The following is a 16662-nucleotide window of genomic DNA, read 5'->3' on the forward strand; positions in this document are numbered from 1 at the left end:
GACCCCGGTCTTCCACTCAAACTCAAGGATCGAGCGCCTCATCCTCGGGGTTGAAAGTTCACTCGTGGGCCACTTCGGATGCCTACACTGACGCTGATCTCACTCATCATGACCGCTCCTCGGCGGTCCTCAGGAGGCCTCAATGCGCAGTCCACTTTTTGATCAGGCGAACCAGGAGCGTCAGACCGACCAGCGATGGACGCTGCAGTCGTCGAAGATGCTCCGCACCGCGATGAACGGCCAGCTCGATGTGCTCGCCGCACAGGGTGCCATGGTCGCTTACCAGGGCCAGATGGACTTCAACTACGAGGGTTCGGGCTCGGCCTCGAAGTTCCTCAAGAAGATGGTCTCGGGTGAGGGCGGCAACCTCATGCGCGTTCGCGGCATGGGTGAGGTCTTCTTCGCACGTCAGGCCGAGGACATCTTCCTCCTCGAACTCACCGGCGACGGCATCACGATCAACACCCGCTCGCTCCTCGCCTTCGACGCAAACCTCAACTGGGACATCAAGTCGATGGTCAACGGCGGCATGCTGGCTGGCGGCCTGTTCAACCTCGTCGTGAACGGCCAGGGTGTTGTCGCGGTCACGAGCGATGGCCCGCCCATGCTCCTCGACTGCTCGCGTCAGCCCACCTTCGTCGACCCGCAGGCTGCTGTGTGCTGGTCGTCGAACCTCGTCCCGACCATCAAGAACGACTTTAAGTTCGGTTCGCTCATCGGCCGCGGCTCGGGCGAATCGTTCCAGCTCGCCTTCCACGGCCCCGGCTTCGTGGTGGTCCAGCCGTCCGAGGGCGCACCGGTCACGGCCGCTGCGTAGAGCGGCGGGAGTGGTTCGGACACTGCCGGCCTGATCGGAGACCTGCTCTCCTAGCCGCCACAGCCTGGGCGCACTGTCACCCACCAGCACGCGAGGGGCGGGAACCGTATTCGGTTCCCGCCCCTCGCGTATGTTCCGAGCGTTAGCGGCGGCGTCCGCCACCACGGAGGAGCGTGCCGAGTACGCCGCGCACCACTTCACGCACAACCGTCTGGCCGGTGCGTGAACCGAGCACCTCTTCAACGATGCTCTTGTCCTGACGCGCTGTCGTGCGGCTGCGCGAGGGCTGCTGCGCCTTCCGGGCATCAGCCTCAGCCTGCGCCTGAGCCTTCGCCTGGGCTTCCGCCTCAGCTTCCTGACGAGCCTGCTCGGCCGCGGCGTTCATCTTCTGCGCCAGCATCTCCGTCGCCGATTGCGGGTCGACACGGTTCGCATACTGTGCCATGAGCGGCGATGCATTCACGTGCTGCTCGATCTGGGCAGCGGGCGTCGGGCTCATCGATCCCTGCGGGGCACGAAGACGCGTCCAGGCCACCGGCGTCGGAGCACCCTTCTCCCCCATCACCGTCACGATGGCTTCACCGGTGGCAAGGCTCGTGAGGGTCTGCTCGAGGTCGTAGCCCGACTTCGGGTAGGTGCGCACGGTCGCGCGGAGCGCCGTCGCGTCATCCGGAGTGTGCGCACGAAGCTGGTGCTGCACACGCGAACCGAGCTGGGCGAGGACGTCGTTCGGCACATCCTTCGGCGTCTGGGTGACGAAGAAGATACCGACGCCCTTGGAGCGGATGAGACGCACGGTCTGCGTCACCTGCTCGAGGAACTCCTTCGAGGCGCCGGTGAAGAGCAGGTGGGCCTCATCGAAGAAGAAGACGAGCTTGGGCTTCTCGAGGTCGCCGACCTCTGGGAGGTCGTTGAAGAGGTCTGCGAGGAGCCACATGAGGAAGGTCGAGAACACTTCCGGCTGCTGCGCCACGCCCGGCACCTCGAGCAGCGACACGATGCCGCGCCCATCGGGCGCCTGGCGGAGGAAGAGCGAGGTGTCGATCTCGGGTTCACCGAAGAACGCGTCCGCGCCGCCGTCCGCAAAGACGGTGAGTTCGCGGAGAATGACACCGGCGGTCTGCTTCGAAAGGCCGCCGATACCTTCGAGCTCAGCTTTGCCCTCGTCGCTCGTGAGGTAGCTGAGGAGCGAGCGCAGGTCGCCGAGATCCACGAGCGGCAGGCCAGCAGCATCCGCGTAGTGGAAGACGAGTCCGAGGCTCGATTCCTGGGTCTTGTTGAGGCCGAGGACGCGGGCGAGCATGAGCGGGCCGAAGCTCGACACGGTCGCGCGAATCGGGATGCCTGCGCCGCGGCCACCGAGCGAGTAGTACTCGACCGGCGCAGCCTGCGGCGTCCAGTCCTGGCCAATGCCCTTCGTACGGGCGAGCAGCTTCTCGTTGGGCTCACCCGGCGTCGCGACGCCCGAGAGGTCACCCTTAATGTCGGCAGCGAACACCGGCACGCCAGCCGCCGACAGCTGCTCGGTGAGCACCTGCAGCGTCTTCGTCTTACCGGTACCGGTGGCACCGGCGATGAGACCGTGGCGGTTCGTCATGGCGATCGGGATGCGGATGGGCACCTCCGGCATCGCCTCGCCGTTGACGAGCGCACCCATTTCGAGGGCGAGCCCGTCGAAGGCGTACCCGGCGCGGATCGTCTCAACCTGCTCCGGACTGAGCGGTCCGGCGGGGACGGTGATCGCGGCGGCTGCAGGAGTATCCGGGGCAGGAGCCGCTGCTGGGGCGGCCGGAGCGGCTTCGGCGGCTGCCGTGTGGGCAACGGCCGCTTCGGCTTCCGCACCGGCTGCGTCAGCCGCCGCGGGTGCGGGTGCCTGCTCGGCGGCGGCTCGCGCCTGGGCTTCAGCTTCGGCCTTCGCGAGGGCTGCCTGAGCTTCTTCAAATGCTTTTCGGGCCGCCTCGAGGTCGGCCGATTCCGGGGTGCCGGATGACGCGTCGTTCATGGTGGAAACTCTAACCAGGCAAGGTTTCGATTCTGCCGAGTTCAGCTGCTGGGCACTTCGCACTTCTAGGCTGTGGGTATGCCGTTCGCCGAAGCCACCGTGTACGTGCCCATCGCCCCCGAGCGTGCCTTCGAGCTCGCTCATTCCCTCGGCGTGGAACGCGCCTCCTGGGATCCGGGCGCCGCGACATCCAGATTCGTTCGCGGCGCCGAGGAAGACAAACAGGGCACGATCCGCTTCATCAAGGGTCGTGACGGAATGCGTTTTCTCCTGCAGACGACCGCGTGGCATGAGCCGGCAGCATCCGCCTGCAAGATGGTGAAGGGACCGAGCTGGCTCGAGAGCTACGGCGAGAGCATCCGGGTGGAAGACACCGCGTGCGGCACGAAGGTGACGTGGAAGCACACCGCGACCGTGAAGCGAGCCTTCCTTCCGAAGCTCACCGCAGCAGGTATCGAGCAGTGGATCACGGCGCGCACGAACCGCCGCATGGCCGGTTTCGAGTCGGCCGCGCACCTGCTCGCGTTCTCCGAGTAACGCGCGAGGCGCCGAAGCGCCGGCGCAACACCAGCGAGCGAAGTCCCTGCCTTACGCGGCAATCGCCTGCGGGGCGTGCTGCTCGACGCTCGCAAACACCTCGGGGAGGTACGGCGCCCAGTCTGGGAGGTCGTTCTCGAAGCCGCGGGCGAAGCGCGACTGCGGCTTCGGCTTTTTCGGCTCCCAGCGCAGACGCCATCCCATCTCCTGCGGGGTACGGTCGCCCTTCACGTTGTTGCACTTGAGGCAGCAGGCGACGAGGTTCTCCCAGCTGTCCGCTCCCCCGCGCGAGCGGGGCAGCACGTGGTCGATCGTGTTGGCGAAGGCACCGCAGTACGCGCACACGTTGTCATCGCGGCGAAGTACGCCCCGGCGGTTCACTGGCTGCATGCGGGCCATGGGGATGCGGATGTAGCGGCTCAGAAGGATGACCCGCGGGCGCGGCCACGTGTCGCTCGCGCCGTGGAGCGGCACCGTCGCGTCAGCCTCGAGCATAGAGGCCTTGCCCTTCAGGACGAGCACGAGTGCGCGTCGGTCAGTGACGACTCCGAGCGGTTCGTATCCAGCGTTCAACACGAGCGTGCGCACAAGGCCTCCTCACCAATCGGGCCCGACAAACAACAAACGGGCGCCGCCGTTGCAGGCAGCACCCGTTGCAGAGTCCCGAGGTCGCTCGTCGCGAACACTTGTTTGCGCACCGCAACTATTGCGGTCGTGAGCAAGGGCATACACAGCTCGAATCCGCTGCCCAGGCGCGCGAGAGCAACGCGACTGCGTCCGCTCCGATCTTGCACCTGTCACCACCTCTTGTCGGTCTTGGGGCATAGGGTACGCCACCGATCTGGCGCACGGGCGAATGCACGCGCATTCCTCGAGAGAGCGTCACCAGGCGTTCACCTGATGTTGAGCCGGGACGGCAAAGGGGCCAGCCCACGGCGGCTGACCCCTTGCAATATGTCGCGATGACCTAGTGGATGTACTGGAGCTGCATCGCTTCACTCCAGGAGAGCACACGCTCTTGACCCATCGAGTGCCCAGCGTAGTTCCCTTCCGAGATCGTGACCGAGGCGCCGCGCTCAACCGACTCCACGACGGCCACGTGGCCGTAGGGACCTTCCTGCGACACAGCGATCGCGCCGACGGTCGGCACGTCATCAACCGTGTAGCCGTCGCCGGCAGCCTGCGACGCCCACATGTTGGCGTTGTCCCAGGCACCAGAGATACCGATCCCAAGCTCGGCACGGCGCTGGAAGGCCCACCATGTGCACTGTCCGCCCGGGTACGGGTTGGACACATTGAACACGGGGGTGTCGTAACTCGAGTTGGCGATAGCCCCGCCATCAACGCCACCGTCGAAGGAGGCAACGTCACCGCGGTCAAATGCTTCAGCGGGGGCTTCGACGATTTCAGTGATGACCTGCTCGGCGGCGGGCTCAGCCGGTGCAGCCTCGGCGACAGCCTGCTCCTGCTCGGCGGTTGCGGCCGCGAGATCAGCGGCGTGGGCGTCGGCCGTCTGGTTCGACTCTGCGGCCGGAACGAGCACGCCCGTCGAAAGCACAGCAGCTGCGGATGCCGCAGCGGCAAACGAGGCAGCTGTGCGACGGCGACGCTTGGCAACGAGGGCCGCCGGGACCGCCGCACGGACGGTCATGCCGCGCTCAACGCTCTGAGTCTCAGCAAGCTCAGCAAGCTGCTTGCCGAAGTCCTGGCGGTCGAAGATCTCGGTCGGGACGACCGAAGTGATCTGGGCGAGGGCGTTGCGCTCGATGCGGCCCGTGTCGTGGCGGAATGCAGTAGGGAGCTGCTCGTTGTTGGTCGTGGGCGCAACCGCGATAGGGCGGATGCCTGTGCGACGCTCGATCTCGCGGGCCTGACGGCGCGTGAGCGGCGCAGTGGTCTGGGTGTAGGTCACGTCATTCCTCCGGCGCTCCGATGTTCACATCTCCCGCCCGTGGTCTGGAACCAAGGTGCCTCAGCGGCGGGCGGGAATGAAGCGCGACGCTGGGTCTGTGGCGCCGGCAAGCAGCACCTGATGACTTGATGAACCTACGGTAACGAAAGATCACGAAATTGTCACGCTAAATCTCGGAAAAATAACAACACGGGCCAGATCCCCTGGGATCTGGCCCGTGTTCAGGCGGATCGATGTCCGCGTGCGGCGTGTCTTAGATGCGGTAGAACTGGTAGTTACCCCAGAGTGCACCGTAACCGATGCCCATGCTCGGGCTCATGGCGGAGAACTGCTGGCCGCCACCCGCGTAGATACCGATGTGTGTACCGGGAACCACGACGAGATCGCCGGGCTGAGCTTCAGCGGCAGAAATCGGCGTTGCCATAGCGGCAATGCCCGAGACGGAGTGCGGAACCGAGATACCGCGCTGTGCAAGCGCAACCTTGACCAGGCCGGAGCAGTCGTACGCGCCTGGGCCTTCAGCACCGAACACATACGAGGCACCGGAGCCGAGCGCAACGGCAATGTCGAGCGTGGAGCCATCGGCCGGGATGGCGACCGGCGAGTTTGCCTGACTCGTCGACGACGAGTTGCCGTTCGAGGCCTGCGAGTTGCCATTCGAGGCCTGCGTGTTGTTCGTGGTCGTCGCGGCCTGGGTGACGGTGGCCGCCTCAACTTCGGAGTCGAAGGATGCGACATCCGTGCGATCGAACGCCTCAACCGGCGCCTCAACAACTTCGGTCACCACGCGCTCAACCTCAGGCTTTGCGGCAACGACGTCAGCAGCCTCTGCATCCTGAGCCTGCGCAGCGGCAGCGAGGTCAGCCTGGTGCGCTTCGTTCGACTGGCCTTGGGCGAGCGGAACGAGGAGGCCCGTCGATGCGACGGCAGCCACCGAGGCGGCGGCAGCGACGGTCACGACGTTGCGGCGGCGCTGCTTGGCCACGAGGGCGGCAGGCTTCTGGGCACGAATGGTGAGGCCACGGTTCGCAAAGCTCGAGAGCTCCTCGCGGTCGAAGACCTCGGTGGGAACGACCGAACGCAGTTCAACGACGTCGTTGCGCTCAATGAAGCCGGTGTCGTGGCGGATAGCAGCAGCCGAGGCCTCAGCGAGCTGGATGTGCTCAGCGGGCGCAGCGGGTGCGACAGCAATCGGACGAACGCCGGTACGACGCTCGATTTCACGGGCCTGGCGGCGCGTGAGCGGCGCCTGGGTCTGAGTGTTGGTCACGGGTAGTACCTCCTGCGCTTCGGTGCCTCGCACCGCCCACCCCGTGGTGTTTCCAGGGGAACCTCGGCGACGGGTGGGAAGTGCAGCGCGTCATCCGGGGCCTGAGGCGCGGGGAGCGCCTCGTGACTGGGAGTTACTGTACGCAAAGATCACGGAAAAGTCACGCCCTGGTCTCAAATTGGTGCCGAAGCCCTCACAAATCGGGGCACATTCCGCCCCAACCACCTGCAGATCAGGGCACAGGCGGCGGCGTTACTGCGCGGCGACGTAGAGATGATCTGCGAGTTCGAGCGGCAGCACGACACCGGCGTCCGATCCCGTTCGGAACACCGCGACACCATCCGGCACGCGCTCGATCGTGATTCGCGCATCCGGCAGCACACCCGCCTCGACGAGCACCTCAAGGCTTGCCTGGTCGGACTGGATCGGCTCCCCGAGACGACGAACGATCACCTCGGAGGAGCGCTCCCCTTCGACCGAGTTCGACGCGAGCTCACCCACGGAATCCACCCCGGCCAAGAAGTCACAGGCCGCCGGCGCACCCAAGGCTTCGAGCCCCGGGATGGGCGTGCCATACGGCGACTGGCTCGGGCGGCCCAGCAGTTCGAAGATTTTCACTTCCGCCTCGTCACTCATGACGTGCTCCCAGCGGCAGGCCTCGTCGTGCACCTGGTCGAGCCCAAGGCCAATCACCTGTGAGAGGAGTCCCTCAGCGAGACGGTGCTTGCGGAGCACCCGAACAGCCACCTCGCGCCCCTCGTCCGTGAGCTCGAGCCGGCGGTCCTTCGCCACGGCGACCAGGCCGTCCCGTTCCATGCGGGCGATCGTCTGCGAGACGGTCGGGCCAGAGTGCCCAAGACGCTCTGAAATGCGCGCACGCAGCGGCGTGATGCCCTCTTCTTCGAGGTCGAGGATGGTGCGAAGGTACATCTCAGTCGTGTCGACCAGATTTGCCATACCGCCTCCCTCCTTTTCCGCACGAGCGCTCGTCAGCTTATCGCCACTGGATGACTGTCCTGCTCGGTGCCAGCTTCTAGGGTGATGACATGACCGATCTGCAGCTTCCCACCGATCTTCTCCCCTCCGACGGACGCTTTGGCTGTGGACCGTCGCTCGTTCGCAAACAACAGACCGAGCACATCGCCAACTCCTGGCAGTCGATCATGGGCACCTCGCATCGGAAGCCTGCCGTGAAGGATGTCGTCGGGCGCGTGCGCGAGGGCCTCGCAACCTTCTTCGAGCTCCCCGACGGCTATGAGATCCTCCTCGCAAACGGCGGCTCGACCGCGTTTTGGGATGCCGCCTCCTTTGGCCTCATTGAGCGCCGCGCCCAGCTCGCCGTGTTCGGTGAGTTCGGTGGCAAGTTCGCCAAGGCTGCACGAGCTCCGTGGCTCGAGAAGCCTGAGGTTCGCGAAGCGCCAGTGGGCGACGCGATCGAGTGTGCACCAGCAGAGGGCATCGACGTCTACGCCTACCCGCAGAACGAGACCTCGACGGGTGCGATGCTCCCGGTGCGACGTGTCGCCGCAGACGGCGCGCTGACGGTCGTGGACGCCACGAGTGCGGCCGGTGGCACGAAGGTCGACCTCGCCGAGACCGATGTCTACTACTTCGCCCCGCAGAAGAACTTCGGTGGCGACGGCGGGCTCTGGTTCGCGGCCGTCTCCCCCGCCGCAATCGAGCGGATCGAGCGGATTGCCGCCAGCGACCGCTACATCCCTGAGTTCCTCTCGCTCAAGCACGCGGTCGACAACTCGCGGAAGAACCAGACGCTGAATACACCGGCGATCGCCTCGCTCCTGCTCCTCGAATCGCAGCTCGAGTGGCTCAATGCCTCGGGTGGCATGGACTTTGCGGCATCCCGCACGAACGCTTCCTCCGCGATCATGTACGAGTGGGCTGAGGCGTCGTCCTTCGCGACCCCGTTCGTGAGCCGCCCCGAGATTCGCTCGAGCGTCGTCGCCACGATTGACCTCGACGAGCGCGTGGATGCGGCGAAGGCATCGGCTGTGCTCCGTGAGAACGGCATCCTCGACACGGAGCCGTATCGGAAGCTCGGGCGCAACCAGCTGCGCATCGCGTGCTTCACCTCGATCGACCCGAGCGACATTAAGCGCCTCACGAAGGCCATCGACTGGGTCGTCGAACGCCTCGCGTAACGAGCGTCAGACGAACACTGGGGGTCACTGGATTGGTGACTCCCCAGTTGTTTGTGTCGGTCCTTACTCACTCGCTGAGTCGACGACGATGCGGCGACGGCCACGGCGTTTGGCGGGCGTCGCCGGTGCTGTCTCGGCGACAGGAGCGGCTTCTTCAGCCTGGCTCGCGTCGTCAGCAGGCTCGGCACCCTCGGATGTGTCCTCAGCCTGCGGCTCGGGCGCTGCCTCCGCCTCTGCCGCTGCCACCTCGGCAACCGAGGCTGCGTCGTCCTGCTCGACGTCGGCCACGTCCTGCGACTCAGTCGCCTCAGCTTCAGCCTCAGCAGCGGGAGCAGCAGCATCCGCGGAGTCCTCGATAATGACCTCACCGCTGCGGGTGCGACGGCGACGGCGCGTGCGTTCAATACGCTGCACACGGCGAACCGGGCGGCCTTCGCCATCCTCCCCTTCGCTACCCTCGGCAGCAGCAGCTTCCGCAGCCTCACGCTCAGCGACCGCCTCTTCGAACTCGGCGAGGCGCTCCGCCCACGGACGCCAGCTCGGTGCAAGGAGCGAGTCTTCGCTCGGCAGCAGTTCCGTCTCGAGCACCGTCGGCGCCTCTTCATCCGCGAGGTGGATGAGGCTGACCGTCCACCGCCAGTCGGGGTAGCCGGGACGCTTCGTCTCAAACTGCAGCGAGTAGACACCTTCGCCCTCATCGACGATGCCGCAGAGCTCGCCGAGGTCGTCCGGGTTCGTAACCTCCGCGAGCGCAGCACGAGCCAGCTCGATCGACGGCGCAAGCTCAGGGTCGTTGAGCTCGCGGTCGATCGGGGCGGGCTTCACGGCGACGGCTTCACGCTCAGGGTCAAGCTCCGGCCCCGCATACACAGGGACGAGGGCCTCCGGGTCGTCGAAGGCGTCGATCTGCTCATCGACATCCATGCGGTACTCCTTAGCGTTCGTGTGCGGCGCGCGTCTCGAGGGCTACGCGTCGAGTTCGTCAGCGACGCGGCGAAGCACCGCGGCGACCTTTTCAGCGTTGCGGCCCTCGGGGTAGCGTCCGCGGCGAAGCTGCGCACCAACGCCGTCGAGGAGCTTCACGAGATCTTCCACGATGACGGCCATGTCGTCAGCGGGCTTGCGCTTCATCTTGACGACGCTCGGCGGCTGCTCGAGCAGACGCACCGAGAGCGCCTGGGCACCGCGGCGGCCATCAGCGATACCGAATTCGAGGCGCGCACCAGTGCGCAGCGAGGTCACGCCGGCCGGGAGTGCGGTGCGGTGGAGGTACACCTCTTGACCGTCGTCCGCCTGAACGAACCCGAAACCCTTGTCCTCGTCGTAAAACTTCACCTTGCCGGTGGGCATGCGTACTCCTTCTTCAGGGATCGCTTCCCGCGCAACGTCTCGCTCATCCGGCGGACTCGGCGCGCTGGATGACGCGATCGCGCTCCCTATTGTACGAGGCCCACCACCGGAGGGGCCTGCTCGGTCGAGATCGTGCGACATTCAACAGCGCTATTTCGCTCTCAGCGTCACTCACCTAACATGGGCCGCTCCTATGTAGTACCCCTTCCATAGGTGGGGGCATCCATTTGCGGCGACGGTTCCATGACCGTCGTCGCCCTGTGAAAGGCACCACTGTGACGACGCCCAAGGCACCGTCTTCGCCGAGCGAGCGCGACGCCGCGATCCTCAGCGACCGGCGATTCGTCGGCCACCCCATTGGCCTGGCATTCCTCTTTAACACCGAGCTGTGGGAGCGCTTCTCCTACTACGGTATGCGCGCCATCCTGCTCTACTTCATCGTCGACACGATCGCCAACGGCGGTCTCGGACTCGACCAGTCGCTCGGTGAAGCGATCGTCACGACCTATGGTGCCTCCGTCTACCTCCTCACCGTCGTGGGTGGTTGGGCAGCCGACCGCATGCTCGGTGCACGACGGGCAACGCTCTACGGTGGCGTCGTCATCATGGCCGGTCACATCTTCCTCTCACTGCCGATGGAGCAGACGGCTTGGCTCGGCCTCATCCTCGTTGCCTTCGGTACGGGCTTCCTGAAGCCGAACGTGTCGACGCTCGTGAGCCACCTCTACTCGATGAAGGATGCGCGCCGCGACAGTGCCTTCGCGATCTTCTACATGTCGGTCAACATCGGCTCGCTCCTCGCACCCTTCGTGGTGAGTGCGCTGCGCATGGTCGGTGGATACCACCTGGGCTTCCTCGCCGCCGCCATTGGTATGGCCCTCGCCCTCATCACCCTCGTGTTCGGCCGCAAGCAGCTCACCTCGACGGTGGACGACATCTCGAACCCGCTGTCCTCGGACGACCTTAAGAAGCTGCCGTTCAAGTTCCTCGGCATCGTCCTCGCCTGCGTCGCCGTCTTCTTCATCGCGGCCATGCTCCGCGGCGCGCTCTCGGAGGGCTTCACGCAGGAGATCATCCTCGGTGGTGTCGTGGATGCCATCAGCCTCGTGTCGATCGCACTCTCGATTGGCTACTTCGTGCTCATGTTCCGCAGCAAGAAGGTCACCGCGAACGAGCGCAGCCACCTCATGGCCTACGTGCCGCTGTGGATCGGCGCGATGCTCTTCTTCATGATCTTTGAGCAGGCTGCCGCGAAGATGGCGACCTACGCCGAGTCGCGCACGAACCTCGACACGGGTCTGTTCGTCATCAACCCCGAGCTCTACCAGTCGGTGAACCCGGCCGGCATCGTGCTCCTCTCGCCGCTCATGGCCGTGCTCTGGGTGAAGCTTGCGGGCAAGTTCCCTTCAACCGCGCAGAAGTTCTCGATCGGTGTGCTCCTCGCGGGCCTCTCGTTCGTGTTCCTCGCGATCACCTCGGACATGTTCCCGGGCGCGACCTCGCCGTGGTGGATCCTCGCCGTCGCCTTCCTCATCCAGACCGTCGGCGAGCTGTGCCTGTCCCCCGTTGGCCTCTCGGCCACGACCCGTATGGCTCCGCGCGCCTTCGCCTCGCAGGCTATGGCGCTCTGGTTCCTCACCTCGGCGGTGGGCCAGAGCCTCGCTGCTCAGTTCATCTCGGGCCTCGAGGACCAGTCGGACACGGTCTTCTACTGGATTCTTGGTGGCATGACGACGGTCTTCGCGATCGCGCTGTTCGCAATGTCGCCGTGGATTCGCCGCCACATGGCCGACGTTGAGCTCACGGATGCCATCCCGACGATCGAGGATGCAGAAAAGAAGGCGTAATTCGCTCGTCTCGCAGCCTGTTCGAGGGCACCCGGAGATCATCCGGGTGCCCTTCCTCTCATGTTGCACAGGCCCCGTCCCCTAAACTGATTCGGTGCCTTCACGCAGCAATTCGCCGATCATTGACCGGATTCTGGTCGCCGTCGCTGTCGTGTGCTCCATCGCAGCACTCATCGCCTTCGCCATCGTCATGATCGCCACAATGAACGGTACGAGCGCGAGCACCTGGCACGAACCGCAGTGGGTGGTGTGCTTCACGATCGCGTACTGGGGTCTTCCTCTCGCCCTCACCGCAACGATCGTGCTGCTCGTGCGCCGCATCCTCGCGAACACGCGACGCCGCGAAGCAAGCGAGTCGATCACCTCGTGACCACCCCGCTCGAGCTTCTGCCGGCGCTTCGCGACCTTGATCGCGAATCGCTCGCACAGCTTGTGCAGGCGCGCGCGGTACCGAGCCGCGGCATCACTGGGCTCATCGACCTCGCCGAGTGGCTCGTTGATCCCGAGCAGCTTGCCGAGGCGCTCGGCCGTCTCCCCTGGCGCGATGTCGTCGCCATGCAAGGCCGTGAGGCCGATGCCATGACCCAGGCGCGGGCGCTCCTTTTGACCAATCACGATGGCGAGCTCCTCCCCGAGGTCGCGCGGCTGCTCGAGGAGCTCCGTGCCGCGGACGGTGGCCCCGCACGTGCCGGGGACCCAGAGGATGACGCGGTGCAGCGCCAACTGGATGCTTCGGCTGCTGAGCAGTCCTTCACTGCGCTGCAGCTTGCCGCAGAACTCCTCCACCGCGTCGACACGGGCCAGATCGCATCCCGCAATGACCGCCGCGGCGTGCGGATGGCAGGTGTCGACGTGCGCCGCCTCGCCGCGAGCCTCGAGGCCCGGCACGAAAGCATTTCGGCCCTCTCATCACTTGCGATCCGAGCTGGGGTCATGGCCGAGCGCGGCGACTCGCTCGCCCTCACGCAGGCGGGACGCGACTGGCTCCTCGCAAGCATGCCCGAGCGCTGGCACACGCTTGCAACGAGCTGGCTCACCTCCGTCACCGCACACGAACGCGCTCTGCTCCTTACCGGTACGCCGAGCGCCGCGCAGCTCGATTCCGCGCACGCGCTCGGGGTCATCGCCGAGCACCCCGACTCGGGCACCGCGCTCAGCAGCATCGGCGCGCTCGTCCTCGACGGCGACGTCGACGCCGCGCGCGATCTCCTCACTGAACTCTTTCCGCACGCCGTTGACCAGGTGTATTTCCAGGCCGATGGCGCCGTCATCGCACCCGGTCCGCTCGTGCCGCAGATTGATGAGCAGCTCCGCGCACGGGCAGAGATTGAGCAGTCCGGGATTGCCACACGCTTCCGCGTGACGCGGCAGTCGCTCACGCGCGCGCTCGCCGCCGGAGACTCCCCGGATGCGCTTCGCAAAGCCTTCGACGCCATGAGCATCGGCGGCATCCCGCAGCCCATCGACTACCTCATCCGCGACGTGGCCGAACACTACGGTGAGATTCGCGTGCGCCCTCACGACGATCCCTTCGCGAGGGGATGCCGTGTCCTCGCCGACGACCCGAAACTGCTTGACGCGCTCGAAGTTGACCGCTCCCTCGCCGCGCTCGGCCTCCGCCGCCACGGGCAGCACGAGCTTTCGGCGCGCGTGCATCCGGAGGGCGTCTACCACTCGCTCCTCGAAGCCAAGGTCCCCGTCGCGGCCGAGCACGTGGATGGATCGCCCTGGCGGATCGACGTGCCGCGCACGGCGGTCGCCGCTGCACCCACGCTGTCGCCGTCGCAAGAGCGCCTTGTCGACGCACTCCTCGACGACGTCGAGCGTGAAGAAGCCCGTGACGGTGAGGAAGCGTGGCTGCGCCGCCAACTCGACCGCGCCCGCCGCGACAAGCGTGCGGTGCGGGTCGACGTGAATATGGGCCGCGACATCCGCTCGCTCGAGCTTGTCCCGACGAGCGTGACGGGCCCGCGGTTCCGTGGACGCGATCTCGAAGCGGACGTGGAACGCACCATCCCCTTCTCCGCTCTCACCGGCGTCCACGACACCGACGACTAGGGCTCTGCCTCACCCGGCATTGCTACCCTTGTCCGCTATGCCGAACGGACCGCTCATCGTCCAAAGTGACCGCACCGTCCTCCTCGAGATTGCGCATCCCGAGGCGGAGGAAGCTCGTCACGCGCTCGCAGTGTTTGCGGAACTCGAGCGGGCACCCGAGCACATCCACACGTACCGCCTCACGCGTCTCGGACTCTGGAATGCGCGTGCTGCGGGCCACACGGCCGAGGAAATGCTCGACACCCTCAATCGTTTCGCCAAGTTCCCGGTGCCCCCCTCGGTGGCGCTCGACCTCACCGAAACGGTGAACCGCTACGGCCGGCTCGTCATTGAACGGGATGATGAGGGGCTCGTGCTGCGCTCTCACGACGAAGCCGTCCTCCGCCAGGTCTCCGGCAACGCGAAGGTGAAGGAGCTCCTCGGTGCGACTCTTGGCAACGACGCCATCCGCGTTCAGGACTGGGCACGCGGTGAACTCAAGCAGCGCCTCGTGAAGCTCGGCTGGCCCGCCGAAGACCTCGCCGGCTACACGCCCGGCACCCCGCACGACATTGACCTCGTCGAGGACGGTTGGGCAATGCGCGGGTACCAGCAGCAGGCAGTCGCTCAGTTCTTCGAGGGCGGCTCCGGGGTCGTCGTCCTGCCCTGTGGTGCGGGCAAGACGATTGTCGGCGCGGGTGCCATGGCCGCCGCCGACACGACCACGCTCATCCTCGTGACGAACACGGTGTCGGCACGTCAATGGCGGGCAGAGCTGCTCCGCCGCACGAGCCTCACGGAAGACGAAATCGGCGAATATTCGGGCGAGATGAAGGAAATCAAGCCCGTCACGATCGCGACGTACCAAATCCTCACCTCGCGCCGGAAGGGCCAGTACGCGCACCTCTCGCTGCTCGATGCACTCGACTGGGGGCTTATCGTCTACGACGAAGTGCACCTGCTGCCGGCCCCCGTGTTTAAGCTCACCGCGGAGCTGCAGGCCCGTCGCCGACTCGGGCTCACTGCGACGCTCGTGCGCGAAGACGGCCGCGAAGGCGATGTGTTCTCGCTCATCGGGCCGAAGCGCTTTGATGCACCGTGGAAGGACATCGAAGCCCAAGGCTTCATCTCGCCGGCTGAGTGTTTCGAGATCCGCGTGAATCTGCCCTACGAGGAGCGGATGGAGTACGCCGCAGCGGATGACGACGCGCGCTACCGCCTCGCCGCCTCAGCCGCCGCGAAGCTCCCCGTCATCGACGCGCTCCTCGAAAAGCACCGCGAGGAACGCATCCTCATCATCGGCCAGTACCTCGACCAGCTCGACGAGGTGTCCGAGCACATTGGCGCGCCGAAGCTCACGGGCCAGACCCCGGTCGCCGAGCGTGAAGAACTGTTCGCCGCGTTCCGCGAAGGCCAGGAACGCGTGCTCGTCGTCTCAAAGGTCGCGAACTTCTCGGTCGATCTGCCCGACGCATCCGTCGCGATTCAGATCTCCGGCTCCTACGGCTCGCGCCAAGAAGAGGCACAGCGCCTCGGGCGCTTGCTGCGACCGAGCTCGAGTGGTGTCTCCGCGTCGTTCTACACGATCGTCACGCGCGACACGGTCGACCAGGACTTCGCCCAGAACCGTCAGCGCTTCCTTGCTGAGCAGGGCTACGCGTACTCGATCCTCGACGGCCACACGGTGACCGGACCCGACACGGAATAGCGGTCTGGTGGCCTGGGCGCGTCGTTGCTGCCCAGCGAACACTCGCATGAAAGCTCAGCTCAGGGACGGCCACCCACCCCTGGTTGGCCATCCCGATCCGCGGTGCGCGGCGAGCATGAGATCCCCTCTCGATCCGCGATGCCGCCGATCGTTGCCTCCAGTGTCGTCGACACCTCACATAACTGCGATGGGGAGCACTCCCCATGAGCTGCCCGCGACGATCCAGCCCGTCAATCAGCCCCTCATCAGCTTTTCTCCAGGGGATGTGGCGGCATACTTGATCTCATGAGCGACGGACCCAAGATCCTTGTTGTTGACGACGAACCGAACATCCGCGAGCTGCTCGCGACGAGCCTGCGTTTCTCGGGCTTCATGGTTCGCGCAGTGGGCAATGGTGCAGCCGCGATTTCGGCCGTGATCGAAGAAGAGCCCGATCTCATCGTCCTCGACGTCATGCTCCCGGACATGAACGGCTTCGGCGTCACCAAGCGTCTTCGCGCTTCGGGCTTCACCTCGCCGATCCTCTTCCTCACGGCGAAGGACGACACCGAAGACAAGATTGAGGGCCTCAACGCTGGCGGCGACGACTACGTCACGAAGCCCTTCTCGCTCGACGAGATCGTGGCCCGCATCAAGGCGATCCTCCGCCGCACCATGGCCGAGGACGAAGAGGCTGTGATCCGCACGGGCGAACTCACCATGGACCAGGACACGCACGAGGTCTTCCTCGGCGACATCTCGATCGACCTCTCGCCGACCGAGTTCAAGCTCCTGCGTTACCTCATGCTCAACCCGAACCGCGTGCTTTCGAAGTCGCAGATCCTCGACCACGTCTGGGAGTACGACTTCAACGGCGACGCCGGCATCGTCGAGTCGTACATCTCGTACCTTCGCCGTAAGCTCGACCAGCACACGGAAGAGCCGCTCATCCAGACCAAGCGCGGCTTCGGCTACATGCTCAAGGTGCCCACCGCGGGTAAGGCTTCCTAAGCTTCTCCCCTCGGTACCCCATTCATGCCAACT

15 protein-coding genes are annotated in these 16662 nt (G+C 65.7%); 8 read left to right on the forward strand and 7 right to left on the reverse strand.

The window, feature by feature from the left end:
• Positions 1-142: 142 nt before the first annotated feature.
• Positions 143-817 (forward strand): AIM24 family protein, encoded by a 675-nt coding sequence (locus ZAL01S_RS08100; protein ID WP_066082063.1) that lies wholly within the window; start codon positions 143-145, stop codon positions 815-817.
• A gap of 142 nt (positions 818-959) precedes the next feature.
• Here the strand turns inward: ZAL01S_RS08100 and ZAL01S_RS08105 are convergent, their stop codons facing one another.
• A complete protein-coding gene (locus ZAL01S_RS08105) occupies positions 960-2819 on the reverse strand; it encodes a helicase HerA-like domain-containing protein (protein WP_066082065.1) in 1860 nt (619 codons plus the stop codon).
• Positions 2820-2897: 78 nt separating this feature from the next.
• On the opposite strand from ZAL01S_RS08105, the gene ZAL01S_RS08110 reads away from it, so the two are divergent.
• The gene (locus ZAL01S_RS08110) at positions 2898-3356 is read left to right on the forward strand and encodes an SRPBCC family protein (RefSeq protein ID WP_066082067.1); all 459 of its coding nucleotides are present in this window, start codon (positions 2898-2900) and stop codon (positions 3354-3356) included.
• A 51-nt stretch (positions 3357-3407) separates the two neighbouring features.
• On the opposite strand, the gene ZAL01S_RS08115 is transcribed toward ZAL01S_RS08110, so the two are convergent.
• From ZAL01S_RS08115 to ZAL01S_RS08130, 4 genes are all read right to left on the reverse strand, one after another.
• Positions 3408-3944, reverse strand: coding sequence for an HNH endonuclease (locus tag ZAL01S_RS08115; protein WP_066082070.1), 537 nt, complete (start codon positions 3942-3944; stop codon positions 3408-3410).
• A 379-nt stretch (positions 3945-4323) separates the two neighbouring features.
• Positions 4324-5268 carry a CHAP domain-containing protein gene (locus tag ZAL01S_RS08120; protein ID WP_066082072.1) on the reverse strand — a complete coding sequence of 315 codons (945 nt, stop codon included), beginning with the start codon at positions 5266-5268 and terminating at the stop codon, positions 4324-4326.
• A 253-nt stretch (positions 5269-5521) separates the two neighbouring features.
• Positions 5522-6538, reverse strand: a complete 1017-nt coding sequence (locus tag ZAL01S_RS08125) for a C40 family peptidase (RefSeq protein ID WP_066082074.1) — start codon at positions 6536-6538, stop codon at positions 5522-5524.
• A 252-nt stretch (positions 6539-6790) separates the two neighbouring features.
• Positions 6791-7495 carry a metal-dependent transcriptional regulator gene (locus tag ZAL01S_RS08130; RefSeq protein ID WP_066082076.1) on the reverse strand — a complete coding sequence of 235 codons (705 nt, stop codon included), beginning with the start codon at positions 7493-7495 and terminating at the stop codon, positions 6791-6793.
• Between the two features lie 89 nt (positions 7496-7584).
• Between ZAL01S_RS08130 and serC the strand changes: the two genes are divergently transcribed.
• Positions 7585-8697, forward strand: coding sequence for a phosphoserine transaminase (gene serC, locus ZAL01S_RS08135; protein ID WP_066082078.1), 1113 nt, complete (start codon positions 7585-7587; stop codon positions 8695-8697).
• 63 nt (positions 8698-8760) lie between these two features.
• Here serC and ZAL01S_RS08140 read toward each other — a convergent pair whose 3' ends face one another.
• Positions 8761-9621, reverse strand: a complete 861-nt coding sequence (locus ZAL01S_RS08140; RefSeq protein WP_066082079.1) for a DUF3027 domain-containing protein — start codon at positions 9619-9621, stop codon at positions 8761-8763.
• 42 nt (positions 9622-9663) lie between these two features.
• The gene (locus ZAL01S_RS08145) at positions 9664-10047 is read right to left on the reverse strand and encodes a cold-shock protein (protein WP_066082081.1); all 384 of its coding nucleotides are present in this window, start codon (positions 10045-10047) and stop codon (positions 9664-9666) included.
• A gap of 275 nt (positions 10048-10322) precedes the next feature.
• Here ZAL01S_RS08145 and ZAL01S_RS08150 point away from each other — a divergent pair, with 275 nt between their 5' ends.
• From ZAL01S_RS08150 to ZAL01S_RS08170, 5 genes are all read left to right on the forward strand, one after another.
• Positions 10323-11894, forward strand: a complete 1572-nt coding sequence (locus tag ZAL01S_RS08150) for a peptide MFS transporter (protein WP_066082083.1) — start codon at positions 10323-10325, stop codon at positions 11892-11894.
• A 94-nt stretch (positions 11895-11988) separates the two neighbouring features.
• On the forward strand, positions 11989-12264 hold the full coding sequence (locus ZAL01S_RS08155; RefSeq protein WP_066082085.1) for a hypothetical protein: 276 nt from the start codon (positions 11989-11991) through the stop codon (positions 12262-12264).
• Positions 12261-13952 (forward strand): helicase-associated domain-containing protein, encoded by a 1692-nt coding sequence (locus ZAL01S_RS08160; RefSeq protein WP_066082087.1) that lies wholly within the window; start codon positions 12261-12263, stop codon positions 13950-13952. Before ZAL01S_RS08155 ends, ZAL01S_RS08160 begins: the two co-directional genes overlap by 4 nt.
• 37 nt (positions 13953-13989) lie before the next feature.
• The gene (locus tag ZAL01S_RS08165; RefSeq protein WP_066082088.1) at positions 13990-15639 is read left to right on the forward strand and encodes a DNA repair helicase XPB; all 1650 of its coding nucleotides are present in this window, start codon (positions 13990-13992) and stop codon (positions 15637-15639) included.
• A gap of 285 nt (positions 15640-15924) precedes the next feature.
• On the forward strand, positions 15925-16629 hold the full coding sequence (locus ZAL01S_RS08170; protein WP_066082090.1) for a response regulator transcription factor: 705 nt from the start codon (positions 15925-15927) through the stop codon (positions 16627-16629).
• Positions 16630-16662 lie beyond the last annotated feature (33 nt).

This window comes from [Zimmermannella] alba NBRC 15616 (assembly GCF_001570905.1).
Taxonomy (GTDB): Bacteria; Actinomycetota; Actinomycetes; order Actinomycetales; family Microbacteriaceae; genus Pseudoclavibacter; species Pseudoclavibacter albus.

What these genes read in the sequence shown, in the direction of transcription:
- ZAL01S_RS08165 (WP_066082088.1), top strand. Translation starts at nt 13,990, where the DNA reads ATGCCGAACGGACCGCTCATCGTCCAAAGTGACCGCACCGTCCTCCTC.
- ZAL01S_RS08110 (WP_066082067.1), top strand. Translation starts at nt 2,898, where the DNA reads ATGCCGTTCGCCGAAGCCACCGTGTACGTGCCCATCGCCCCCGAGCGT.
- ZAL01S_RS08105 (WP_066082065.1), bottom strand. Translation starts at nt 2,819, where the DNA reads ATGAACGACGCGTCATCCGGCACCCCGGAATCGGCCGACCTCGAGGCG.
- ZAL01S_RS08140 (WP_066082079.1), bottom strand. Translation starts at nt 9,621, where the DNA reads ATGGATGTCGATGAGCAGATCGACGCCTTCGACGACCCGGAGGCCCTC.
- ZAL01S_RS08145 (WP_066082081.1), bottom strand. Translation starts at nt 10,047, where the DNA reads ATGCCCACCGGCAAGGTGAAGTTTTACGACGAGGACAAGGGTTTCGGG.
- ZAL01S_RS08130 (WP_066082076.1), bottom strand. Translation starts at nt 7,495, where the DNA reads ATGGCAAATCTGGTCGACACGACTGAGATGTACCTTCGCACCATCCTC.
- serC (WP_066082078.1), top strand. Translation starts at nt 7,585, where the DNA reads ATGACCGATCTGCAGCTTCCCACCGATCTTCTCCCCTCCGACGGACGC.
- ZAL01S_RS08100 (WP_066082063.1), top strand. Translation starts at nt 143, where the DNA reads ATGCGCAGTCCACTTTTTGATCAGGCGAACCAGGAGCGTCAGACCGAC.
- ZAL01S_RS08170 (WP_066082090.1), top strand. Translation starts at nt 15,925, where the DNA reads ATGAGCGACGGACCCAAGATCCTTGTTGTTGACGACGAACCGAACATC.